The following is a 23,760-nucleotide window of genomic DNA, read 5'->3' on the forward strand; positions in this document are numbered from 1 at the left end:
TTTATCCTGCGCATTCCGGCCCGGATGCTATCGCGCCCGTGCCTTGCGGCTCAGTCGAGCGTGCGGCGGAAACGTCGGACGGCAACCGTCATGGCGACCATCGTCAACCCAACCAAAGCCAAGGTGTCGTAGGCCAGAACCTCGACCGATGCTCCCTTCAGCATGATGGCGCGCACCACGCGAATGTAGTGGGTGAGCGGCAGTGCCTCGCCGATCCACTGGCCCCAGTTCGGCATGCCGGCGAAGGGGAACATGAAGCCCGACAGCAGGATGTTCGGCAGGAAATACATCATCGCCATCTGCACCGCCTGAAGCTGGTTGGTGGCGATGGTTGAGAAGGTGTAGCCGATCGACAGGTTGGAGATGACGAACAGCGCGGTCACACCGGCCAGGGCGAGAGGGTTGCCGAGGATCGGCACACGAAAGACGAAATAGCCGGCGGCGATGATGATGATCGCCTGCATGAGGCCGATGGTTACGTAAGGGGCGATCTTGCCGAGCATGATCTCGACCGGCTTGATCGGCATGGAGAGCAGGTTCTCCATGGTGCCGCGCTCCAGCTCACGGGTCACCGAGAGCGCGGTGAAGATCAGCAGCGTCATGGTGAGGATCGTTCCGAGCAGTCCGGGCACGATGTTGAGAGTCGAAGAGCCGGCCGGATTGTAGCGACGATGCTGAACGATGGTAAAGGGAGGCTTGCTCGCCTCGGCGATTGACACCATGCGGTCATGTTCGAGCGCGCTGCTAACAATGCCGGACAGGGCTCCGAGGGCCGAACTTGCTGCGACCGGGTCCGTGGCGTCTGCGGCAACCAGCAGCGCCGGGGATTCACCGCGCCGGACCGCCCGCTCGAAACCCTCCGGAATCTCCACGACAAAGAGCGCGTCGCCAGACTCGAGCAGCCGGTCCATGTCGTCGGAGTGGGTCACTACGCTGCGGATGTCGAAGAACTCGGTGTTTCTCAGGGCCGCCAGGATCGAGCGGCCGATGTCGGAATTCTCGCGCATCAGTACTGCCGTCGGCAGGTGGTGCGGCGTCGTGTTGATGGCAAAGCCGAACAGGAAGAGCTGCATCACCGGGATCATCACCATGGTCGCCAGCGTGATCCGGTCACGGGTCATCTGGATGAATTCCTTGATCGTCATCGCCCAGAAGCGGCGTAGGAAGCCGTTGTTGCCCCTTGCCGCACTCATTGGAAATTGTCTTTCGACAGGTTCATCAACTCGATGAAGGTGTCTTCGAGCGTCGGTTCGCTCGGTGTCCAGATAAGGTCCGACGTTTGACGGTATGGGGCTATGGCGGAGAGCAGCAGCGCTTCGTTGCGGCCGCAGACATGCAGGCTGGTGCCGAAGGGGGCGACCATGTCGATGCCTTCACGCTCCTCCAGTTCCGACTGAAGCTTGTGCACGGCGGGCCCTGATACCGTCCAGGTATGCAGGCCGGTCGAGGCGATCACCTCGTCGACCGTCCCGCGCACCAATAGCTTGCCATAGGCCATGTAGGCGATCTCATGGCAGCGCTCGGCCTCGTCCATATAATGGGTGGAAACGAGCACCGAGAGACCAGCGGCGGCCAGCGCGTGGATTTCGCTCCAGAAATCGCGCCGCGCCTTCGGATCGACACCGGCGGTCGGCTCATCAAGCAGCAGCAGGTCCGGTTCGGGCAGGATACAGGCGCCGAGTGCCAGCCGTTGTTTCCAGCCGCCCGACAGATTGCCGGCGAGCTGTTTCTCGCGGCCGGCGAGGCCGAGCCGCTCGATGGCGTCGCGGGCCTTTTGCCGTGGGTTGTCGAGATTATAGACGCGGGCGACGAATTCGAGGTTCTCGCGGATCGACAGGTCCTGGTAGAGCGAGAACTTCTGCGTCATGTAGCCGACCCGGTGGCGGATGCTCTCGGACTGGGTGAGAATGTCGTAACCGAGGCAGGTGCCGCTGCCGCTGTCGGGGGTCAGCAGGCCGCACAACATGCGGATGGTGGTGGTCTTGCCTGAGCCGTTCGGCCCGAGAAAACCGTGGATGGTGCCCTTGCGAACCGTGAGAGAAAGATTGTCGACGACAACGCGGTCGCCAAAACTCTTGGTGAGGTTGGTGACGTCTATGACAAGGTCGGACGGGGCGGTGACGGTGGTCATTTGCTCTCGCCCGGGCTTGCGACGGTGACGTCGACCGGGATGCCAACCCGCAGCTTTCCGGGCTGCTGGGGGATGGCTTCCACGCGATAGACGAGCTTTGCCCGTTCCTCAAGGCTGTAGATCTCCGGCGGCGTGTATTCGGCCTTGGCGGAGATGAAGCTCACGCTGGCATCCATCGGCGCGCAGCCGTCGCAGGCGACATGCACGGTTTGACCGATGCCGATCTTTGCGATCTCCGTTTCCGCAACGAAGAAACGGATTCGCACTGCGTCCGGCGCCAGAAGGGCGACGACCGGACGTCCGGCGGGTACGACTTCGCCGGCCTTGTAATAGAGGGTCTGCACGGAGCCGGCGGCGGGAGCCTTGACCGACAGGCGGGACAGGGCGTCGCGGGCGGAGGCAAGCTCGGCCCTGGCCGCCGCCATCGTTTGGTCCGCCTGGCGGATGGCTTCGGCGCGGGCGGGGAGGCCGGCCAGCGCGACCTGTCCGCGGATGTTGTCGAGAGCCGCCCGGTTCGCCGCCTCGGTGGCGATGGCGGCATCGAGATTGGCGCGGGTCGCGGTGCCGTTGCGGGCGAGCGCCCGCGTGCGGTCGAGTTCCTGCACGGAAAGCGAAAGCTGGGCTTCGGCCTGGCGTTGCGAGGCCTGGAGAATCTCGATCTCCTCGGGGCGTTTCTGAGCGGCGGTTGCCAGATCATACTGGGACTGGAGCGCGGCGAGATTGGCTTCTTTGGCGGCCACCGCAGCTTGAGCGGACGTCTCTTCCAACCGGAACAAAAGCTTGCCTCGCTCGACGGGGTCGCCTTCCGCGATCGTGACTGTCGCAAGCCGGCCGGTCGTCTCCGGGCCGATGAACAGCAGGTCGGCCTCGACCCAGCCCTGATAGGGACGCTCCGCATGGCCGTTTAGGTAGATCGGCAGGGCAAACAGAACCGCCGCGATGACGACGACAAGAAGGACGACGCGTTTCATGAGTCCTCTCCTTCAGAGGGCAGGAACAGAGTTTCGAGGAAGGTCTCGAACAATGCCTTGGTGTCGAGATGCTCATAGGGTTCGAAAAGAGACTTCCAGATCACCGACATCAGGATGGGGGCAAAGATGAGCTGCGGCATCGCGGCGAGCGCCGGATTGCGCAGTTCGCCGCGTTCGGCGGCGCGCTGCAACACTTGGCGCAGCATGCCGAGGCCGACGGACAGAACGTTGCGGTGGTAGAACTCCGCGACAACCGGAAAGAACTGTCCCTCGGATATCAGCAGACGCAGCATGTGGCGCCGGTCGGTCCCGAGAATTTCGCTCTCGGCCAAGGCATAGAGGCCAGCGATAATGGTTTTGGGCGCCATCGCGTCGGAGGCCGTCATGGCTGACATCCGGGCGAGGATGGGCGAGGCCATGCCGGCGGCAAGCGAGGTGAAGAGCGCCTCCTTGTCGGGGAAGTGCAGATAGACGGTGCCCTTGGCGATCCCGGCGCGGGTAGCAATGTCCTCGATGCGGGTTGCGGCAAAGCCGCGCTCCGAAAAGAGTGAAAAAGCGGCTGCGAGGATTTCGGCGCGGCGCTCTTCCGGGTCTCTACGCTTGCGGGCTTTCTCTGCCATGGTATGAGAATCCATTACTGACTGCCCGGTCAGTCAGTACCGCATGGCACCTCTCTTGGCAACTTCTTTCGACGGCGAGCCTCCGGCAGAAAGGTCGCTGGTGCCGGCAAGAAAAGACCCGCGAAACCGGGTTCGCGGGTCGGGATCTGTCCGTTTCAACTCGTCAGGCGTGGTGAGCCATAATCAACTGCGGCCGAATTCATCAACCAGACGGATGATGTCGTCCTCACCGAGATAGGAGCCGGTCTGGATCTCGATCAGTTCCAGCAGGATCTTGCCGGGATTGCCGAGGCGGTGCACGGCTCCTTGCGGGATGTAGATCGACTGGTTCTCATGCAGCATCGTCACCTTGTCGTCGATCGTCACTTCGGCCGTGCCTTTGACGCAGATCCAGTGCTCCGAGCGATGGTGGTGCTTTTGCAGCGACAGCTTCTTGTCCGGATGAACGAAAAGTCGCTTCACCTGGAAGCGCTCGCCGTTCAGCACTGACGTATAGCCGCCCCAGGGGCGCAGCGAAGTCGGATGGTTTTCGGTAAGGACTGCAGTCTTCTCGTCGGCGGCGAGCAGCTTGACCAGATTTCCGACCTGCTGGCTCTCGTCAAGGCGACCCACATAGACGGCATCCTCACTGGCGATCACGGCGACGCCATCCATCCCCTGGACGGCGAGATGGTTGTTGCGCGACATGACGAGTGAGTTGTGCGTGTTGACCAGTGTGGCATTGCCGCTGACGACATTGCCGTTGGCGTCGGCATCGCCGAGCTTCCAGACGGCATCCCAGCTGCCGAGGTCAGACCAGCTGATCGGAGAGGGAACGACGGCAGCATTGTCGGTCTTCTCCATAACCGCATAGTCGATCGAAATGCTCGGGCTTTCGCCGAAGGCGTTTGCGTCGAGGCGAATGAAGTCGAGATCCTTGGACGAGGCGAGAACCGACTTCTCCGCGGCGGCCGCCACGTCGGGCGCCAGCAGTCGCAACTCGGAGAGAATCTGCCCGGCGGTGAAGACGAACATGCCCGAGTTCCAGAAGTAGTTGCCGGCGGCGAGCATTTTCTCGGCATCTTCGACCTGCGGCTTCTCGACGAAGCGCTTCACCGTATTGGCGCCGGCGGTCAGTGCCTCGCCCATCTCTATATAGCCATAGCCGGTGGCCGGCTCGGTCGGGGTTATACCGAAGGTGACGATCTTGCCGGCGCGCGCGGCGGTGACGGCCGCATCGACGCACTTGCGGTAGGTCTCGTCCGAGACAATGTCATGGTCGGAGGGGAGAACCTGAAGCAGCGTGTCGTTGCCGTAAAGGTTGGCGACGATCAGTGCTGCGACGGCGACGGCGGCTGCCGTGTTACGCGCTTCGGGTTCCAGCACGATGCCCGAAAGCGCGGCGCCCATTTCGCGAGCCTGTTCGGCGACCAGAAAACGGAATTCCTCATTGGTGACGACGAGCGGCGGTTCATAGCGGCTCTTGTCGGCGACGCGGGCGAGGGTGCCCTGGAAAAGGGTCTTGTCACCGATAAACCGGATGAACTGCTTGGCGGCGGTGGCCCGCGATAGCGGCCAGAGACGGGTTCCTTTTCCCCCTGCCATGATGACGGGTACGATCTTCTCGGTCATGTTCTGCTTTGCCTTTCGGTTTTGCGGACGATGGCGACGGTACGGCTGCCGGGCATGGGACTCGGGCCTTCCCGCTCGATTGCCTGTGGCTCGGCCCAAGATCCTAACGCCTGGATGCTTGGGTTGTTGCATTTTTTGCCGCCAACTCCAAGCTCGTGCGGCATGCCGGATCGGTCGGCCGGTATCGTCTCGCCTCAATCCTGGTCGCCTCGGGTCGCGTCTTGGGGCCTGTGGTCAGATGCCGGGCGCCGGCTGCCGCCGCGCTGCTGATCCGGTGAAACCGCCGGCTCCGCTCAGTGACGCAATGCCCTCGTCACGCGTCTCGATCGGGCCTGGCGCCGGAGAGACTTATGTTGCGGGACACTGGAAAAGAACCAGTGTTTGGCAAGTTCCGACGCCGCCAGATAAAGCAGTGTGATGACCCCCAATCCGGCGAGCACATGCGGCGGGAGCGCGACGAAACCGAACCAGCCGGCCCCCGGAAGGTAGGGAACGAAGAGCGCAAGTATGATCACCGCGACAGTTGACAGGATCAGCCAGCGGCCCGGCCGGCTTTTCCACACCGGCTTGGCCGTGCGGATCACAAGCACGATGGCGAGTTCGGTGATCAGCGATTCGACGAACCAGGCGGTTTGGAAGATGGCGGCGGTCTCCCTGGCGACCATGATCAGGAAACCGAATGTCAGTATGTCGAAGACGGTGCTGATCAGGCCGAACACGACCATAAATCGCTGCACATAGCCAATATCCCAACTCTGCGGACGCAAGACGCTTTCCTTATCGACATTGTCGCTGGCGATTGCCAGCGAGGGAATGTCGGAGAGGAAATTGTTGAGCAGGATCTGCTTGGCGAGCAGTGGCTGAAAGGGCAGTACGAAGGAGGCGACCGACATGCTGATCATGTTGCCGAAATTGGCGCTCGTCGTGGTCGATATGTATTTGAGTGTGTTGGCGAATGTTCGCCGCCCGTTGTCGACGCCCTCCAGCAGCACGTCGAGGTTCTTGTCGACAAGCACCATGTCCGCAGCCTGCTGGGCGACGTCGGCGGCGCCCTCGACCGAGATGCCGATGTCGGCCTCGTGCAGGGCGGGGGCATCGTTGATCCCATCGCCGAGATAGCCGACCACATGGCCGCGCCGGCGCAGGGCAGCGACGATGCGCTGCTTCTGGTTGGGGTCGATCTCGACGAACAGGTCAGTCCTGGCGGCGAGTGCGGCCAGCGCCTCATAGGACGTGTGCCCGAGCTCTTCTCCCGTCAGAATGTGATCAGTGGCCAGTCCGATGGACCGCGCCAGATGGGCGGCAACGAAACGGTTGTCGCCGGTGATCACCTTGACGGCGATACCGCGCCTGGCAAGGGCGGACAGGGTCTCGACGATGCCCGGTTTGGGCGGATCGCTGAACAGCAGAAAACCGATGAAGGTCAGGGCGGTTTCACTGTCGCGATGGTAGCTGGCCGGAGCCGCTTCGAACCGGCGCGTCGCCAGTCCGAGGACGCGGTAGCCCTGTTCGCTCCACTCTGCGAAGCGGCTTTCGATGACGGCACGGGCATTTGCGTCGAAGGGGCGCGTCTTGCCGTCGTCTTCAACCGTGTCGCAGATGTCGAGCATATTGGCCACCGCCCCCTTGGCGATCAGCACCTGGCAGGCCGTGTCCTGATCCTGCACGATCACGGACAGCCTCTTGCGTAGGAAATCATAGGGGATTTCGGCAACCTTCACGTCGCCGGACGTGTCGATGCCCATTTCCGTCGCCGCGGCCGCGATGGCTTCGTCGAGCGGGTTGGCCATGCCGTTCTGCAGCCGCGCATTGAGAGCGGCAAGGCGCATCAATTGCGCCGGTGCACCACCGAACGCGCCCTCGACGCGTTCCAGCCGGACGACGCCCTCGGTCAGCGTGCCGGTCTTGTCGGTGCACAGCAGGGTCATGCCGCCGAGGTTCTCGATCGATGCGAGGCGGCGAACGATCACACCGTCCTTGGCCATGCGTCGCGCGCCGCTCGACAGCGTGACGCTGACGATCGCTGGCAGCATTTCCGGCGTCAGACCGACAGCGATCGCCAGGGCAAAGAGCAGCGAGTCGATCAAGGGGCGGTTGAGAAGGAGGTTTCCGGCGAAGATGACGACAACCATGATCAGCGTGATCCGGGTCACCATATAACCGAAGCGGCGGATGCCGCGGGCGAAATCGGTCTCGGGCGGCTCCAGCTGAAGATGGCCGGCGATCATCCCGTATTCTGTCGCCGATCCGGTCGCGACGACGACTGCCCGCCCGATGCCGCTTCGTACCGAGGCTCCGGCAAAGAGCATATTGGAGCGCTGGGCGAGCGGTGCCTGCGCGGGTGTCTCGCCGGCGCTCTTTTCCACCGGAAAGGTTTCTCCGGTCAGCACCGACTGGCTGACATGAAGGTCAGTCGCCTCGATGACCACGGCGTCGGCGGGGATAAGGTCGCCGGCCGCGACATCGATCACATCGCCTGGAACGAGCACGCTGGCGGGCAGCGTAAGCGACCCGCCGTCACGCCAGACCTTGACCTTGAAGGAGATGCGCTCCTTCAACTGTTGTAGTGCGAGAGAGGCGGAATATTCCTGGTAGAAGCTGAGCAGCGAGCTTGCGAGGATGACGGCGGTGATGATCGTCGCTTCCTTCCATTCGCCGACGGCGGTGGAAATCGCAGCGGCGGCCACAAGGATCAGCACGAGCGGGCTCTTGAACTGCGACAGGAAGATTCGCAAACCGGAAAAGCGATGCTCGTCGCGCAAGAGGTTGGCGCCAACCTTTCTCAGTCGCGCTTCGGCGTCTTGCGTCGACAGTCCCCTCGGTGACGTGTCGAGTTCCGTCAGAAGGGTCGCCTGCGGTCGGCTCCAGTAAGCCGGCCTCTCATGCGGTTTGAGGGAGAGACCATAGGGTGGGGATGGCATGGAGGCATCCGTCTTGGTGTGGCGGCAATATGCGAAAGAACTTGATTCCGATCATGGCGTAATGAAATCTGAGGAAGCATAGACGATCGGAATGCGCGCCGCCATGCGTGCCTTGGCCGGGAGAGAAAATATGAAAGCGATGGTCCTTCACGCGCCGCACGAGCCCTTGCGGCTGGAGGAGCGGCCTAATCCTGTGGCAGGTCCGGGTGAGATTGTCGTGCGTGTCGAAGCCTGCGCCGTCTGCCGCACCGATCTCCATGTCGTCGATGGTGACCTGACCGAGCCCAAGCTGCCACTCGTGCCGGGTCACGAGATCGTCGGTATCGTAGAGAGCGTCGGGGTGGGGGGCGCTCTGGCGCCCGGCCGGCGTGTCGGCATTCCCTGGCTTGGACATACGTGCGGTTGCTGCGGCTATTGCCAGACCGGGCGGGAGAACCTTTGCGACAATCCCGGCTTTACCGGCTATACCCGCGACGGCGGCTTTGCCAGCCATGTCGTGGCGGATGAGGCCTATGCCTTTCCGCTCGATGGTTTTTCCGACCCGGTGGCAGCGGCTCCGTTGATGTGCGCCGGGCTGATCGGCTGGCGTTCGCTGAAGATGGCCGGCGAAGGCAAGCGGATCGGCATCTACGGTTTCGGTGCGGCGGCACATATCATCGCGCAGGTTTGCGTCTTCCAAGGGCGTGAGGTCTATGCCTTCACGCGGACCGGCGACGAGGCGGCGCAGGCGCTGGCCCGTTCGCTCGGCGCGGTTTGGGTGGGCAGTTCGCAAGAGAGCCCGCCGGTTCCGCTGGATGCGGCGATCATCTTCGCTCCTGTGGGCGACCTGGTGCCGGCAGCACTCAGAGCCGTGGCCAAGGGCGGCCGCGTCGTCTGCGGCGGTATCTACATGAGCGATATTCCGCAGTTTCCCTACTCGATCCTGTGGGGCGAGCGGCAGATCCTCTCGGTCGCCAATCTCACCCGGGCAGACGCGATCGAGTTTCTCGAACTCGCACCGCGCGCCGGGGTGACGACGACGACGACCGTCTACCCGCTGGAAAAGGCCAATGAGGCGCTGGATGACCTGCGTGCCGGCCGTTTTCAGGGCGCCGCCGTTCTGGTTCCTTAGCCGCCTTTCGGCATTTCGAGCGTGTCAGGTGATCCTGAGCGGCGCGCGGCTACGCTCGTTGACCGCCTCGCAAGCCTTTTGCAAGAGCTTGACGAACTGCTGGCGCTCGTCGCGGCTCAGTCCTTCAAGCAGGATCGACTGCACGTCCTCGACGACCGGCCGGATGTCGGCCAGCACCTGCGTGCCTTTTTCCGTCACGTGGAGATTGCGTGCCCGCCGATCGTTGGGATTGGTCTCGCGCTGGACCAGTTCCTTCTGGACGAGGCGGTCGACAACGCCGCCGATCGTGACCCTGTCATAGGCGATATGGCTGGCGAGCGTCGCCTGATCCATTCCCGGCTTTGCTTCAATGGCGCTAAGCGCCGCATATTGCACCGGCGTTAAATCATACCCCTTCTTGGCGATTTCGTCCATGAAGACCGAAACCGCGGCTTGGTTGAGCCGCCGGACCAGATGGCCGGGCATTTCGTAAATCTCGAGCATCACCTATGCGTTCCCCCCGCAAGTTGTAGCTTTTCTCTAGCGCTTATCGCGCCAACAAAAAAGAGCGGCGGCTCGACCTGGCTTTGGCCATTCGTCGTAAGGGACAGGTCAGCAGACCGGAACTGGCAGGCTCGCGGACGACGAGAACGCTTTTTTGCAGGCGCTATCTCGTCCATACTGGCGACATGCCGGCGTTCCTGATTTATGTCGTTGAACAGGCTGTCGCCCCCAGATGCGCGGCCAGGCAAGCATGGAAGCAGAGGAACATGATGAACGCGCTTTTCGAGATCCCCTCCATTCCGCTGGTGCCCGTCCGGGGCGAGGCGGCCGGCTATCCTGTTCACCGCATTTTTGGCGTCGGTCGCAACTATGCCGAACACGCTGCTGAAATGGGTTATGAGGTCGATCGCGAGGCGCCATTCTACTTTACCAAGCCGGCATCGGCGATTGTTTCGAGCGGCAGCGAGATCCCCTATCCGCCGGGCACCTCCAACTTTCACTATGAGATGGAACTGGTGGTGGCGATCGGCGCTCCGGCGTTCAAGGTAAGTGTCGAGGAGGCAGCTAAGGCAATCTACGGTTATGCCGCTGGCCTCGACATGACGCGGCGCGACCTGCAACTCGCGGAGCGGGCCAAGCAGCGTCCCTGGTCGCTTGGCAAGGCCTTCGAAATGTCGGCGCCGATCGGCGAGATTACCAAAGTGGCCGATTTTGCCCCGATCGGCCCGCAGCGGATCTGGCTGAAGGTCAATGACGAGGCCCGACAGGATGCGCATCTGGCCGATCTGGTCTGGTCGGTGCCGGAATTGATCAGTCACCTGTCGCGCTTTTATCATCTCGTCCCAGGCGACCTGATCTTCACCGGGACGCCGGCGGGGGTTGGGCCTGTCACGTCCGGCGATCGGATCACCGGTGAGATTGACGGGCTTGCGCCGGTGAAAATCACCATCGGCGCCGCACAGTAAGGCGTATCGCCGGAAGGAGCCGCGCATGGGCGAACTGGGCAAGTTCGAGCGTAAACTGCCGGAGGAACGGCGCCGGGCGCTGATCGAGGCGACGCTCGCCTGCCTTGCGCGCGATGGCCACGCGGGGCTCTCCGTTCGCAAGATCAGCCAGGAGGCCGGCATTTCCGTCGGTCTCATCAATCACCATTATGCCAGCAAGGACGAGCTGGTAGGCCATGCCTACGAGGCCCTGTCACTTGGCCTGCTCGCGGATATTCGCGACAAGGTGGAGGCGGCTGGTCATGCGCCGCGCACGCGGCTGAGCGCCTATTTCCGCGCCTCGCTTTCGGCGCCCGTGCTCCAGCGCAGCACGCTTCGGACCTGGGTCGTCTTCTGGGGTATGATCGAGCATTCGGCGATCATGACGGAGGTGCATGACCGCACCTATGCGGAATATCGGAGGCTTCTCGAAACGTTGCTGGCCGAGGTCTGGCAGGAAAAGGGCCGTCCCTTGCCCGACCTCAGGCTTGCCGCGATCGGGCTGGTCGCCATCCATGATGGGCTGTGGCTCGAATGGTGCCTCAACCCCGACACCTTCTCGTCGGAGGAGGCGATCGGGCTTTGTGAACAGTGGACCGACGCCATGCTTGCCACCGCGCCGGCTTGAGGTTCACGCGACAAAACTGAACACTCGTTTAATTTCTCTTGCAAGCCGCAGGGGCGCCTGTATCATCGTGTTGTCCGAGGAGCCGTGATCGCGGCCCCGGCCTTCGATCCACTCCGCGCGCCGCGTCCGACATGTCACCTGCAAGTCGCCGGCCATTCAAGAGAACCGTCATGTCTACAGCGAAAGTCACCAGCACCGGCAGCAGCTACGGGGTCCAGGCCCTTCCCAAGATCGCCTATGGCAAGGGGAGTTACCTTTATGACGTCAACGGCAAACGCTACCTCGACGGCTCCGGCGGGCCGGCTGTCTATTGCCTTGGCCATGCTCATCCGGAAGTCACCGAAGCCGTCAAGCAGCAACTCGACCGGATCGCGCATGCCTATCGCTATCTTTTCACCTCCGACGCGGTGGAGGAACTGACCGAGATCATCACCCGCAATACCGATGGGCACTTCCCCAATATCATCTATGTGTCGAGCGGTTCGGAAGCCGTCGAATCCTGTCTCAAGATCGCGCTCCAGTATCACACGGCTCGCGGCGAGAAGAGCCGTCGTCGCTTCATCGCCCGCGAGCGCTCCTGGCACGGCAATACGCTCGGCGCGCTCTCGGTCTCGCATTTCAAGACCCGCCGCGAGCCCTTCGAAGGCAGCCTGCTCGATGTTGCTTTCGTCTCCGCTGCCAACGCCTATCGTCCACCGGAAGGCGTGACCCCGGAAGGGCTGGTCGCCCACCTTGCCAAGGAGCTGGAAGAGGAGATCCTGAAGATCGGGCCGGACAAGGTCGCGGCTTTCATCTTCGAACCGGTCGTCGGAGCCGCTGGCGGCGTGGTGCCGGCGCCCGAAGGCTATGCCCGGGCCATGCGGGCCGTGTGTGACAAGTACGGCGTGCTGATGATTGGCGACGAGGTGATGTGTGGATCGGGCCGCACCGGCACCTGGAGGGCGCTGGAGCATGACGGTGTCGTGCCGGACATCATGAGCGTGGCCAAGGGTCTGGCCGCCGGCTATCAGCCGCTGGGCGCCGCTCTTTATAGCGACAAGGTGCATGAGGCGCTGGTCGCCGCCCATGGCGGTGCCATGACCGGCCACACCTTCACCGGCCACACGGCAGCCTGCGCCGCCGGCGTCGCGGTGCAGAAGATCGTGGCGCGCGACCGCCTGCTCGAACGGGCGCTCGATCGTGGCGCGAAACTTCAGCAGGAGCTGAGATCGGCGCTTTCCGACGTCGCCGAACTGGGCGATGTGCGCGGCCGTGGCTTCTTCATCGGTCTGGAGCTGGTCAGTGATCCGATCACCAAGGTGCCGTTCCCGGCCTATGCCAGCCTTCATGCGGCGATCGGGCGTCGTGCCTTCGACGCCGGGCTGATCTGCTATCCCTGCACTGGCAATGTCGGTGGTACGGCGGGCGACACAGTCATTCTCGCTCCGCCCTACAACGCCAGCGAAGAGGAACTGGGCGAAATCGTCTCGACACTGTCGCAGGTGATTCGTGATTCTGTCGTCGAGGCTCGGCGGACTGTCGCCACCCGCTGAAGGCTTGATCGGGGTGGCCTGGCCGCCCCGATGACCAATCGAAAGTAGCGTTTTGGCACAGGTCGCGCGCCCGTTTCGTCGCCAAAGTTTCACACTCAAAAGAAAGCTGTTGGAATCGTGACCCGTTCGGCCACGGCGCTCAAACTTTGCTTTGACGTGGATCAAAACATGCCTGATCTTTTTTCGCGTGGGACGTCATGTTGGAAATGCGGTATATAAAGATATTTCTAAAACAATAACTTAGGAAGTCTTTATTTAGTTGTTTGCGTCGGATTGGGGATAGGCATGGTCATGAGTTTTTTTCGTCGTATCGAAGAGCAGGCCAAGGGTGTGGCCGGCTCGCGTGCGGCCGCTGGTCTGGGAAGCAGCGCCGCGTCCGCCGCATTCTCGACTGCGGCGACGCAGTCGGGGGGCGAGCTCGGCGAGTGCCACGCCTTCGGTTCCGTGGTTGAGGAAAGCCAGCTTTCCTCGGAACAGCTTCTGTCCGGTTTCGGCTTCCTGCAGGAGCGTGTTTCCTCACTTTTGAGCGCACACAATGACGCCCTGGCGGAACTGGCGGCGCTACGGGCCGAGCGGGCGCGCATCGCGTCGCTGCTCGACTACGAGAGCAATGCCCGCAAGAAGCTCGACGGTGAAAGCCTGCGGCTGGCTGCCGAGTGCAAGGAACTCAAGACCGACAATGTCCAATTGCGGGCGGAGACCGAGGAAAGCCGTGAAAAGCTGGTCAAGCTTCAGGCGCTCTACGAGGCCAATGCCCAGGATCTTTCTGTCGTCGAATCCCGTCTGCGTGACGCGACGCGTGAACTCGACGAGCGCATCGGTCAGTATGACGAGACCGCCGCTCTGTTGAAGCGGGCCCATGTGGATCTCGAGCAGCGCAACCGTGATTTTTCCATGATGCGCGAGAAATACGAAACCGAGCGAACCCAGCATCAGGTGCTGGCTGAGACGTCGCGTCGCGAAAACGACGCGCAATTGCGGGAGATTGCCCGTTTGACCGAAGAGAAGGGCCGGCTCAAGAACAGTCTTGCGCATCAGGACGACCTGTCGCGCAATCTGGCCGGTGAGGTCACGAGCCTCAAGCAGGAGCTCTCTTTCACCGAGGAGAAGCTGAAGCGGCTTCAATCCGACCTCGACAACAAGCAGGGCGCCATGGCGGTGGAAATGTCGCAACTTGCGACCCGCCACGAAGCGATCAATTCCAAGGCGGAACTGGTCGAAAAGCTGCTGGTGACGGCGCGGGGGCGTCTGAAAATGGTCGAGGACGAGTTGCAGGCGACCCGTTCGGAACTGAAGCAGACGAAGGCCGAACTGGCGACCGCGGTGGTCCGCGCAGATCGTCTGGCACAGGAGCTCTCCGCAGCCCGCGCCGGCCAAGCCGAAAACGAATCCGTAAGGCGCGACCTGTCGCTGCAGGTGAGCGAATTGACCATGCGACTGCGGGATTCGGAGAACACACGCGGCAAGCGCGATCGCGACGCCGAGACGATGAAGCGCGATCTTGATCAGCGCAACCGCGCCGATCAGGAAGAGATCCGCCAGTATCGCTCCAGCGCCGAAGTGGCCAGGGCAGAGATGCGTCAACTGCGCTCGGAAATAGCCATCCTGACCGGCCAGCTCGAAGTGGCACGCAATGATCGTCAGGCCGCGCCGGCCGCAGCCATGCCGGCCGCGTCACTCGGGCCGCTCGAGGACTGGAGCCTGCCCGTCGAGACGGGAGCGAAACCCATCATCGATATTTCCGAGAAATCACTGCGCAGCGCTTGGCCTCCGGCCGAAGCCTGACACCTGTCTGCTCGTCACGCTGTGGCGTGACGAAACAGCCGCCCGTAAAGGGCGTTTCTGAAGGTCGCCGGTTCATGATGAGCCGGCGGCTTTTTTGATTGCGGATGAGGGCATCTCGCCGCGATCAAGGATGATTAGTCGAGCGTTCACCCAGGCGGAGCTCAAAGCGGGTGCGCGGCGACCGCTCGGCGTGATATGAGCGATGCGTCATCAAAAAGAGTGCCCGATGCCTGATCTTGTTCCACAAACGGTTCACGGACGTGCTTGCGGGGCCTGTACGTTGTGCTGTGAACTGCCGGACATCGATGAGCTGGACAAGCCTGCCAACACGCTCTGTCGTCATTGCGCGCGCGATCAGGGATGTCTTGCCTACGAGGCGCGGCCGGCGACCTGCCGGGCCTTTTATTGTGCCTGGATGACCGATGCCGACATGGCTGATGAATGGGATCCTGCGGTGAGCCACATGATGGTCTATGCGCAGGGACCGCAACTCACCGTGCTGGTCGATCCGCGCCATCCGCAGGTCTGGACGCAGAAGCCTTATCATGGCCAGTTGCAGCGCTGGGCGGCGCAGGCTGCGGCAAACGGCGGCTATGTTATCGTGTGGGTGGGGGACGAGGTGTTCAAGGTCGGGGCGTGAGACGTGCCACACCGGCCGTGGACGACGGTGACCCAAAATCAAAAGGGCCCGGCGGCTTCTCGCCAAGCCCTTGTCTTGAGAAGATGGCGCTCCAGCTGTTCAAAAACTGGCGCGCGCCTCCCGACTCTGCGTGTGCAGATAACAAGGCCTGGTAAGGGCACAACAAGTTGCCTGCCCGTTCCATCTTGGCGCTTTGGTCGCTCTGCGTTACTCCTGTTGAGCCTTCAGGCGTGGGGCTATCTCGCTTTCGAACGATTTCAACGCCGCGCCAATTGCTTGGTGCATGTCAAGGTAGCGATAGGTTCCAAGCCGACCGCCGAAGAAGACGTTGCCTTCATTTTCCGACATCTGCTTGTACTTCAGGTATTTTTCTTTGTCGCTCGGGGTGTTGATCGGGTAATACGGCTCATCAAGTTTCGAGGCCGAGCGCGAGTATTCCTTCACGACGACGGTCTTATCGGTCTGGTAGTCGCGTTCGGGATTGAAGTGCCGGAACTCCAGGATACGGGTGAACGGGATGCTCTCGTCGGCATAGTTCATGACGGCCGTCCCTTGGAAGTCGCCAGTATGGAGAACTTCCGTCTCAAAATCGATCGTCCGCCATCCGAGTTCTCCGTGGGAGAAGTCGAAGAAGCGATCGATCGCGCCGGTATAGACAACCGGTATGGTCTTCGGGATTGTGTCGCGAAGCGCGAAGTAATCGGTCTTCAAGGCTACCGAGATGTTTGGCGATGACAGCATTTTCTCGAAAATGGCTGTATAGCCATCCACCGGCAGCCCCTCGAAACGGTCGTTGAAATAGCGATTATCGAAGTTATAGCGTACGGGCAGGCGTGTAATGATGTACTCAGGCAGATCACGAGGATCTGTCTGCCATTGTTTTGCCGTGTAGCCGCGAATGAACGCCTCGTAGAGGGGGCGGCCAATCAGCGAGATCGCCTTTTCCTCAAGGTTTGAAGGTATTCTGTCTGCCATTTCCGCCGCTTGCTCGGCCACCAGCCGGCGCGCATCGTCCGGGCTCATCTGACGACCAAAGAACTGGCAGATGGTGCCAAGATTGATCGGCATCGAATAAACTTGCCCACGAAGGCTGGTATACACCCTATGCTTGTAGTCGGTGAAGCTGGTGAAGCGATTGAGATAGTTCCAGACAGCCTCGTTCGGCGTGTGGAAGAGATGAGCACCATACTTGTGGACCTCTATCCCGGTTTCGGATTCGTTCTCGCTGTAGGCGTTGCCACCAATATGCGGCCTGCGATCCAGAACAAGCACGCGCTTGCCAAGCTCGGCGGCGCGCTCCGCAATCGTCGCTCCATAAAAGCCCGCTCCGACAATGATAAGGTCGAAAGCCGACGGCTCGAAATGGTCCAAATATCTGATCGTGCTCATCTTGAGATTCCAGTTTCCTGCGTGCGGCGTTGCGGTGAGGGGGGCTTAGCACAGGCTTTGTTTTCAGTAAATTTGCGGGGACGCGACTAGGTGCACTTTGCACGGGGAAGGATGGGCGCGAAAGTCGCCCTGATTGCGCTGGTCCCGAAGAGATCGCTCTTGACTGGCGTTTTCCGCAGTAGCTTCGCGGTGAGGACTGAATAGCCCCGAGTTTCGTAGACACCCTCGGGTTAGAATTTGTGCTGCCTCTCAAAGTCAACAGGTGACAGCATCCCGTTCCTGACGTACGTGCGTTCTTGGGTTGCAGAACATTTCGATGTAGTCGAACACATCGGTGCGGGCTTCATCGCGTGACCGGTAGATTTTCCGACGTATCCGCTCTCGCTTCAAGGGATTGAAAAAGCTCTTAGCCACCGCATTGTGATGGCAGTTTCGCCCGGCGCGATACTGTCGTTCGATGATTGGTACTGCGAGAATGGTGATCCCCGCCGTGGAGAGCAGCGAGCGCTACACGAATGGAAGGACGCTGGAGGGAAGCGATACCGGCTTGATCCCTACTGCCAGTTCGGATGGCACGGTATGTCGTTCCTGGTCAATCCAGCATAGCTTGGATGGCCGCTTACGGGGTTCTTACCTTCAAGCGCGGTGGTGGGTGGCGCACTGTCCGGCATGGGATAGGTCTTTGCTGCGCCCGGGTCTTTCACCTGGGTTTTGGCATGCCGACGATTCTCGTGCTGTTAGATTGGCCGCCTCCGAAGGTGCGGAACTTCCGGCTGCCGCGCGCATGACTAAGAAGGCATAGCGGTTTCTGGTCGTGCCGACCAGCTCTTCGCCAGCTTGTCTAGCGACACGCTTGCACTCACTTTGGCAAGCTCATTGCCTCATAGGGATTCGCGGCCATTGGCTTGTTTGGCAAAAGGCGCGCGCTTGCAGGCCGACGGACCTTGACGGCGTTGACGACGATGAGACGCCGCATATTTTGTGACGGGCATGTGCCCCGGACGCTCCAGAGGGTGCGCATCTGTACGGCTTCGTGGAGCATCTGAAAGATGAGCTGGCAGCCTCGCGGGTAGCCTCACCAGGTCGTGAGGAAGGTCGGAGGAGGGCGTTCCATAGGCACATTATGTCAATGAACAGAAAGCAAAAAGGCCGCTCTCGCGGCCTCTGCAACGCCTTGTAATACAAGGGATCGGATGGTGGGCGTGACAGGGATTGAACCTGTGACCCCTACGATGTCAACGTAGTGCTCTCCCGCTGAGCTACACGCCCATCCGATGGCGGCTTAAGACCACAAAACCCTTGGGCCCGTCAATAGGGTTTTTTCGGTTTTGTGACGAGTTTTTTACGCCGCCCGCGAAAGCCCTTACGCGGCAAGGAGTTTGTTGACTTCGTTGACCAGGTCGCGAAGGTGGAAAGGCTTGGAAAGGACCTTGGCGTCTTTCGGTGCCTGCGAATCGGCGTTCAAAGCGACGGCGGCGAAACCGGTGATGAACATCACTTTCAGGTCCGGATCGAGCTCGGTGGCGCGGCGCGCCAGTTCGATGCCGTCCATTTCCGGCATGACGATGTCGGTGAGAAGCAGCGAGAAGGGTTCTTCCCGAAGGCGGTCGTAGGCACTGGCGCCGTTGTCGAAGGAGGAGACCTTGTATCCCGCCTTCTCGAGCGCCTTTACCAGGAACCGGCGCATGTCGTTGTCGTCTTCGGCGAGAAGAATTTTCTGAATCATTGAAGGGTCCGCTACTCACTCATTTCCAAGGAAGGCTTTCGGGCTTTTTAGTTTCCTCTTGCCGAGTAAACATCCGGTGAAGAACCGGTTTCCGGCCTCGATCGCCATTTGCGCCAATATGGACTTTCGCAAGGGCAACTGGCAACATGAACGACGCAACAAGGTTGTGACTTGGTAAAAAAGAGGAACCGTGAACGGGATGACAGGCGATTTCGATCTGTTCGAGGTGCGCGAGCCGGAAACGCAGTCCATCCCCTTCGTGTATAACTCGCCCCATAGCGGCCGGCGCTATCCATTGAGCTTCCTCGATCAGTCGCGACTCGACGACCGCACCATCCGGCGCTCGGAGGATCACTACGTCGACGAACTGTTCGGCGCGGCGCCGGCGTTCGGCGCCCCCATGCTCCTTGCGCATTTCCCGCGCGCCTTCGTCGACGTCAACCGCGAGCCTTATGAACTCGATCCGAAAATGTTCAGCGAGACGCTGCCGCCCTATGCCAACATCAATTCGGCGCGTGTTGCCGGCGGGCTGGGGACCATTCCGCGCATCGTCGCGGAAAACGTCGAGATCTATGCGCGGCGGCTGCCGCTCGCCGAGGCGCTGGAACGGATCGAGGCAATCTACAAGCCTTATCACGCCTGCCTGCGAAGGCTGATCGCCCGCACCCATGCCCGCTTCGGCTTCGGTGTGTTGATCGATTGCCATTCCATGCCTGGCAATATCCGCGTGGCCGGCAGTGGCATTCACCCGGACTTCATCATCGGTGATCGCTACGGCACCAGCGCCTCGAGCGAGCTTTCGCAGGCCGCGCTGGAGTTTCTCGAGGGGTTGGGCTTTCTTGCGGTGCGCAACAAGCCCTATGCGGGCGGCTTTATCACGGAACACTACGGGCGCCCGGCGCGCGGGCTGCACGCCTTGCAGATCGAGGTCAACCGAGCGCTTTATATCGATGAGGCGACACTGGCAAAGCGTGGCGATTTCAATGCGCTTGCCGGCTCGATCGCGATCTTCATGCAGCAGATGGCCGAGTTCGTCGCCGATTATGCCGGCGATACGGCGCTTGCCGCCGAGTAGCCGTCCGCAAAGCAAAAAAAACCGCGCCATTGGCGCGGCTAAGTCTAGGGAGGAAACACCCAAGGAGGGTATTTGCAGTCCGGAGACTGCCCAATCACATTATTGCTGCGGCGCACAATCGTCAAGTGAAAAACGTCACTTTTTTAAGCGCGGCGCTTTTTTGTGCAATTTTGTGCCGGGAGGCAAGGGCGCTCGGCGATTGCAAATCGGCGAAACTGCTTTATGAAGCGGCAGTCCCTATCCATTCCAACGAGCGGAAATGCCGATGCGCCCCGACCGCAGCTTCTTCAATCGTCTCGCCGATGCCGCCAAGGCCGAAACCCTGCCGCGTTTCCGCTCCCCGCTCAGCATAGCCAACAAGGAGCAGGGCGGTTTCGATCCGGTTACCGAAGGGGACCGGGCGGCGGAGGCGGTCATCCGTGCTTTGATCGAGGCGGAATATCCCGAACACGGCATTCTCGGCGAAGAGCAGGAAGACATCGGCACGGACCGCGACTGCGTCTGGGTGATCGATCCGATCGACGGGACACGTGCCTTCATATCAGGTGTGCCGGTCTGGGGTACGCTGATCGGTTTTCAGGAAAAGGGTCGTTCTGTCATGGGCATGATGGACCAGCCGTTTACCGGCGAGCGTTATTTCGCCGATGGCGAGCGGGCCTGGTACAGCGGTCCCGACGGCGAGCGGCAGATCCATACCCGCGACTGCGGCGACATCAACAATGCCATTCTTTTCACCACCTCGCCGCATCTGTTCACAGGGGCGGAAATGGCGCGGTTTGAGGCGGTGCAGGACAAGGTCAAACTGTTCCGCTACGGCATCGACTGCTATGCCTATGCGCTGCTGGCGGCGGGCCACGTGGATATCGTCATCGAAACGGTGCTGAAGCCCTATGATGTTGGCGCTCTGATTCCGCTGATCGAACAGGCGGGCGGGGTGATCACCACCTGGGAGGGCGGTCGTCCCGAGGGTGGCGGTAGCGTTGTCGCGGCCGGCAGCGCGGCGCTGCACGCGCAGGCCATGGACATATTGCGCGCCGGTTGACCCGTCAGCTTTCCGGCAATTGCGGCGCGTCGTTCGCTGCACCGGTTTCCGGCTGCGGATCGCCGCCGGGAATGAAGGCGTCGAAGGCGGCCAGCGCCTGGGCGCGATAGCGGTCACGCTCCTGCAGGACTTCGTGCATCGCCCCCGGCACGGGCACGAGCTGGCCGGCGCGGAAATATTGCGACAGTTTTTCCTGATAATGAAACGGAACGATCGGGTCGTTGCCCGGCGCGATGATCACGGTCGGCACGGTGATCGATGCAAGATGCTTCGGCGACGACACGCGACGGATCGTCTCCTGTGCCTCATAGAGCCAGCGCGCCGTGGGCGGTCCGAGCGCCAGTTGCGGGTGCGCCTTGAGGATGTCGACATTGCGCTGGTAGCGCAGTGGATCTGAGGTCAGGGGGTTGTCGTCGTAGGGTTTCGTCGGATCGTCAGACGTCAGGCAAATGCGGCCGAGGCCGGTGAATGTTGCAAGCGTCACGATGCGGTGGATGTTCTTCGGCGAGAGCTTCTGTCCGCCCAGGCCAATGAAGGGCGCTGTCAGCACCATGCGATCGATGCGGTTGGCCAGTCGCGGTGCCGCTGAAAGGGCGATCAGTCCGCCGGTCGAATGGGCTAGCAGGAAGAAGGGAAGGCGAGCATCCGGCAGGACGATTTGCTCGAGGAAGATCTCCAGATCCCGGACATAATCCGAAAAGCGATGAACATGGCCCTTGCGGGTGTTCTTCAGCAAGCGTTGCGAGCCCCCCTGGCCGCGGAAATCATAGGTCGCGACCCAAAGTCCGCGCTGATTGAGGTCGCGGATGGTCTCGAAATATTTCTCGATTGCCTCGTTTCGGCCATGCAGCAGCACGACGGTTCCCTTGGCGACGGAGGCGTCGGAGCGGAAGACCGCATAGCGTAGCTGGGCACCGCGATAGCCGGTGAAGAAGCCGGTGACGGGATTGCCAGGAATGGGGTTGCCGGGTGTGGCGTAAAGGATGGGGTCCATGCTCGCATTCGCCGATTTATGTGCAGGCGCAACCGCTGCTCTCGGACAAAGGGATAGGGACAAGGTCCGTCGAGGTCAAAGAAAAAAGCCGGAACCGGTCACGGGGGGGACTAGAGGGCGGTTCCGGCGAAGGGGGGCCGGAAAGGGAAGGGACGGTTGCTTCCGGCCATCGGTTGCGAGGCATCCGATGTAGGCTTTCTCGCATCAATGCCTTGAACGGCCGCTGAAGCCTCCGTTCACATTCAATTCATCGATCCGAGAACTCGGCGAGGGGCGCGCGGGCTTGAAACCCAAGGCGGCGGCTCCCATTTCATTGGAGTGGTCGCCAATCAGGGATCGCATTCCATTTCGTCGCCGCCAGCAAGGGGCGATGAACGAGAAAACCGCAAAACGTCGCTTCAAGGAGGACATCATGCGTCACGTCGATTTTTCCCCACTCTACCGCTCTACCGTCGGCTTCGATCGGCTGTTCACCATGCTGGACAGCCTCGGTCAGCCGGAGCAGACCCAGACCTATCCGCCCTACAATATCGAGCGTACTGGCGAGACCACCTATCGCATCACCATGGCTGTGGCTGGTTTCGACGAAACCGAGCTTTCGATCGAAGCCCATGCCCATGTACTGACGGTGAAGGGCGAGAAGGCCGAGGAAGACAAGGCCGAGCAGAGCGAACTCCTCTACCGCGGTATTGCCAAGCGCGCCTTTGAGCGACGCTTTCAGCTTGCCGACCATGTGGAGGTGCAGAGCGCTTCGCTGAAGAACGGTCTGCTGCACATTGATCTCTTGCGCAACATTCCCGAGGCGATGAAGCCGCGCAGGATTGCGATCAGCGCCGAGGCGGCGAGCGCCCCCAAGGCGATCGAGGCCCGCGTCGCCTGATCGGCGCGTCTGGCGTTCATTCAATTAATAAGGGCGGCTCCCGGACGGGAGGCGCCCTTTTTCGTGGCCATGCCTCGGGTGCGGCCGATCAGGCCAGCACTTCAAGGAAACGGTCGACGTCATCTTGCGTCGTGGCGAAGCTTGTCACCAGGCGGATCAGCATCTCGTCTTGCTGGAGCAGGTTTGGGGTTTCTACAGGCACGGGCCAGTCGTAGAACTTGGCGCCACGGCTTTCGGCAAGGGCTGCGGCTTCTTTGGGCAGGACGGTGAAAACCTCATTGGTTGTCGTGCTCCAGGCAAGCCTGCTCTTTGCCGAGGCGGCGATGCCGGCGCGCAGTCTGTCGGCCATGGCGTTGGCATTCCGGGCGAGTTCAAGCCAGAGGCCGCCCTCGAGATAGGCCTCGAATTGCGCCGAGATGAAACGGGTCTTGGAAAAGAGCTGGGCCGAGCGCTTGCGAATGAAGGGCATTTCGCTCGCCAGTTCCGGCTTCAAGAAGATGATCGCCTCTGCGCACCAGCAACCGTTCTTGGTGGCACCGAAGGAGAGGATGTCGACGCCGCGCTTCCAGGTCATGTCGGCCGGGCTGGCGTCAAGCGCGACCAGCGCATTGGCGAAGCGCGCGCCGTCCATGTGGAGTGGCAGATTGTTCGCCCGTGCGATGGCGCCGATCGCCGCGATCTCGTCGAGCGTGTAAATGGTTCCCGATTCCGTCGCTTGGGTGATGGTGACGGCCATGGGACGGCCCTGATGCACGGCGCCGGGCGGGAAGCGACCAATCGCGGCGGCCAGTGCATCCTTGTCGATCTTGCCGCCGGGGCCGGGAACAGGGACCAGCCGGCAGGCGCCGGTCAGGAACTCCGGCGCGCCGCACTCGTCGGCCGTCACGTGGGCCTCCGAATGACAGAAGGTGACGCCGCCGGGTCTGGCGACGGCGGCGAGCGCCAGTGAGTTGGCTGCGGTGCCGGTTCCGACGAAGTAGACGGCGACCTCGCGCTGGAACAGTTCGTTGAAACGTTCCTCCATGTGACGGTCGAGATCGCTGGTACCATAGGCGGCGGCATAGCCTGCGGCTTCGCGCGCCAGGCTTTCGGCGATCTTGGGATGGGCGCCGGCCCAATTGTCGGAGGCGAAAAACATGACAATAATTCCGTGTGGGAGAGGTGAAATCGGTAAGCGCCAGATTAGGGATTTCACGGGCCTGATCAATCTATTCCGTATCGGACCGATATCGCTTTAT

20 protein-coding genes, 1 tRNA gene and 1 pseudogene are annotated in these 23,760 nt (G+C 61.5%); 9 read left to right on the top strand and 13 right to left on the bottom strand.

What is annotated here, in order from left to right; translation table 11 throughout:
• Nucleotides 1-50 precede the first annotated feature (50 nt).
• From RNA01_RS14865 to mgtA, 6 genes are all read right to left on the bottom strand, one after another.
• A complete protein-coding gene (locus RNA01_RS14865) occupies nucleotides 51-1,193 on the bottom strand; it encodes an ABC transporter permease (RefSeq protein WP_147181003.1) in 1,143 nt (380 codons plus the stop codon).
• Nucleotides 1,190-2,131, bottom strand: coding sequence for an ABC transporter ATP-binding protein (locus RNA01_RS14870; protein ID WP_147181004.1), 942 nt, complete (start codon nucleotides 2,129-2,131; stop codon nucleotides 1,190-1,192). Before RNA01_RS14870 ends, RNA01_RS14865 begins: the two co-directional genes overlap by 4 nt.
• Nucleotides 2,128-3,102, bottom strand: coding sequence for an HlyD family secretion protein (locus RNA01_RS14875; protein WP_147181005.1), 975 nt, complete (start codon nucleotides 3,100-3,102; stop codon nucleotides 2,128-2,130). Before RNA01_RS14875 ends, RNA01_RS14870 begins: the two co-directional genes overlap by 4 nt.
• Nucleotides 3,099-3,722, bottom strand: a complete 624-nt coding sequence (locus RNA01_RS14880; RefSeq protein WP_147181006.1) for a TetR/AcrR family transcriptional regulator — start codon at nucleotides 3,720-3,722, stop codon at nucleotides 3,099-3,101. The genes RNA01_RS14875 and RNA01_RS14880 overlap by 4 nt, the downstream gene beginning before the upstream one ends.
• A 183-nt stretch (nucleotides 3,723-3,905) precedes the next feature.
• The gene (locus tag RNA01_RS14885; RefSeq protein ID WP_147181007.1) at nucleotides 3,906-5,333 is read right to left on the bottom strand and encodes a mannose-1-phosphate guanylyltransferase/mannose-6-phosphate isomerase; all 1,428 of its coding nucleotides are present in this window, start codon (nucleotides 5,331-5,333) and stop codon (nucleotides 3,906-3,908) included.
• Between the two features lie 293 nt (nucleotides 5,334-5,626).
• Nucleotides 5,627-8,254 (bottom strand): magnesium-translocating P-type ATPase, encoded by a 2,628-nt coding sequence (gene mgtA, locus RNA01_RS14890; protein WP_147181008.1) that lies wholly within the window; start codon nucleotides 8,252-8,254, stop codon nucleotides 5,627-5,629.
• A 130-nt stretch (nucleotides 8,255-8,384) separates the two neighbouring features.
• Between mgtA and RNA01_RS14895 the strand changes: the two genes are divergently transcribed.
• The gene (locus RNA01_RS14895; RefSeq protein WP_147181009.1) at nucleotides 8,385-9,365 is read left to right on the top strand and encodes a zinc-dependent alcohol dehydrogenase family protein; all 981 of its coding nucleotides are present in this window, start codon (nucleotides 8,385-8,387) and stop codon (nucleotides 9,363-9,365) included.
• A 24-nt stretch (nucleotides 9,366-9,389) separates the two neighbouring features.
• Here RNA01_RS14895 and RNA01_RS14900 read toward each other — a convergent pair whose 3' ends face one another.
• On the bottom strand, nucleotides 9,390-9,848 hold the full coding sequence (locus RNA01_RS14900; RefSeq protein WP_147181062.1) for a MarR family winged helix-turn-helix transcriptional regulator: 459 nt from the start codon (nucleotides 9,846-9,848) through the stop codon (nucleotides 9,390-9,392).
• Nucleotides 9,849-10,114: 266 nt separating this feature from the next.
• On the opposite strand from RNA01_RS14900, the gene RNA01_RS14905 reads away from it, so the two are divergent.
• From RNA01_RS14905 to RNA01_RS14925, 5 genes are all read left to right on the top strand, one after another.
• A complete protein-coding gene (locus RNA01_RS14905) occupies nucleotides 10,115-10,813 on the top strand; it encodes a fumarylacetoacetate hydrolase family protein (protein ID WP_147181010.1) in 699 nt (232 codons plus the stop codon).
• A gap of 25 nt (nucleotides 10,814-10,838) precedes the next feature.
• A complete protein-coding gene (locus tag RNA01_RS14910; protein ID WP_147181011.1) occupies nucleotides 10,839-11,459 on the top strand; it encodes a TetR family transcriptional regulator C-terminal domain-containing protein in 621 nt (206 codons plus the stop codon).
• A 170-nt stretch (nucleotides 11,460-11,629) separates the two neighbouring features.
• Nucleotides 11,630-12,991, top strand: a complete 1,362-nt coding sequence (locus RNA01_RS14915; protein WP_147181012.1) for an aspartate aminotransferase family protein — start codon at nucleotides 11,630-11,632, stop codon at nucleotides 12,989-12,991.
• Nucleotides 12,992-13,282: 291 nt separating this feature from the next.
• Entirely contained in the window at nucleotides 13,283-14,776 is a 1,494-nt protein-coding gene (locus tag RNA01_RS14920) for a coiled-coil domain-containing protein (RefSeq protein ID WP_235916659.1), read from the top strand.
• Between the two features lie 226 nt (nucleotides 14,777-15,002).
• The gene (locus RNA01_RS14925) at nucleotides 15,003-15,416 is read left to right on the top strand and encodes a hypothetical protein (protein ID WP_147181014.1); all 414 of its coding nucleotides are present in this window, start codon (nucleotides 15,003-15,005) and stop codon (nucleotides 15,414-15,416) included.
• Nucleotides 15,417-15,623: 207 nt separating this feature from the next.
• On the opposite strand, the gene glf is transcribed toward RNA01_RS14925, so the two are convergent.
• The 4 genes and pseudogenes from glf to cpdR1 all read right to left on the bottom strand — a co-directional run bounded on the left by glf (nucleotide 15,624) and on the right by cpdR1 (nucleotide 18,531).
• Nucleotides 15,624-16,787: a UDP-galactopyranose mutase gene (gene glf, locus RNA01_RS14930; protein ID WP_235916660.1), complete on the bottom strand. Its 1,164-nt coding sequence runs from the start codon at nucleotides 16,785-16,787 to the stop codon at nucleotides 15,624-15,626.
• Between the two features lie 248 nt (nucleotides 16,788-17,035).
• Nucleotides 17,036-17,237 (bottom strand): annotated as a pseudogene (locus tag RNA01_RS14935) (IS3 family transposase); the annotation flags it as partial.
• A 762-nt stretch (nucleotides 17,238-17,999) separates the two neighbouring features.
• Nucleotides 18,000-18,074 (bottom strand) — tRNA-Val (locus tag RNA01_RS14940).
• Nucleotides 18,075-18,168: 94 nt separating this feature from the next.
• Nucleotides 18,169-18,531, bottom strand: coding sequence for a response regulator CpdR1 (cpdR1, locus tag RNA01_RS14945; RefSeq protein ID WP_028736560.1), 363 nt, complete (start codon nucleotides 18,529-18,531; stop codon nucleotides 18,169-18,171).
• Between the two features lie 199 nt (nucleotides 18,532-18,730).
• Here cpdR1 and RNA01_RS14950 point away from each other — a divergent pair, with 199 nt between their 5' ends.
• Both RNA01_RS14950 and hisN read left to right on the top strand, forming a co-directional pair.
• Nucleotides 18,731-19,606: an N-formylglutamate amidohydrolase gene (locus RNA01_RS14950; RefSeq protein WP_147181063.1), complete on the top strand. Its 876-nt coding sequence runs from the start codon at nucleotides 18,731-18,733 to the stop codon at nucleotides 19,604-19,606.
• A 265-nt stretch (nucleotides 19,607-19,871) separates the two neighbouring features.
• The gene (gene hisN, locus RNA01_RS14955; protein ID WP_147181016.1) at nucleotides 19,872-20,648 is read left to right on the top strand and encodes a histidinol-phosphatase; all 777 of its coding nucleotides are present in this window, start codon (nucleotides 19,872-19,874) and stop codon (nucleotides 20,646-20,648) included.
• A 4-nt stretch (nucleotides 20,649-20,652) separates the two neighbouring features.
• Here hisN and RNA01_RS14960 read toward each other — a convergent pair whose 3' ends face one another.
• Complete coding sequence (locus RNA01_RS14960) at nucleotides 20,653-21,642, bottom strand: alpha/beta fold hydrolase (protein WP_147181017.1); 990 nt, start codon at nucleotides 21,640-21,642, stop codon at nucleotides 20,653-20,655.
• Between the two features lie 412 nt (nucleotides 21,643-22,054).
• On the opposite strand from RNA01_RS14960, the gene RNA01_RS14965 reads away from it, so the two are divergent.
• Nucleotides 22,055-22,522, top strand: coding sequence for an Hsp20 family protein (locus tag RNA01_RS14965; RefSeq protein ID WP_147181064.1), 468 nt, complete (start codon nucleotides 22,055-22,057; stop codon nucleotides 22,520-22,522).
• A gap of 88 nt (nucleotides 22,523-22,610) precedes the next feature.
• Here the strand turns inward: RNA01_RS14965 and RNA01_RS14970 are convergent, their stop codons facing one another.
• The gene (locus RNA01_RS14970; protein WP_147181018.1) at nucleotides 22,611-23,660 is read right to left on the bottom strand and encodes a threonine aldolase family protein; all 1,050 of its coding nucleotides are present in this window, start codon (nucleotides 23,658-23,660) and stop codon (nucleotides 22,611-22,613) included.
• Nucleotides 23,661-23,760 lie beyond the last annotated feature (100 nt).

It is taken from the genome of Paenirhizobium naphthalenivorans, assembly GCF_007992095.1.
GTDB classification, from domain to species: Bacteria; Pseudomonadota; Alphaproteobacteria; order Rhizobiales; family Rhizobiaceae; genus Allorhizobium; species Allorhizobium naphthalenivorans.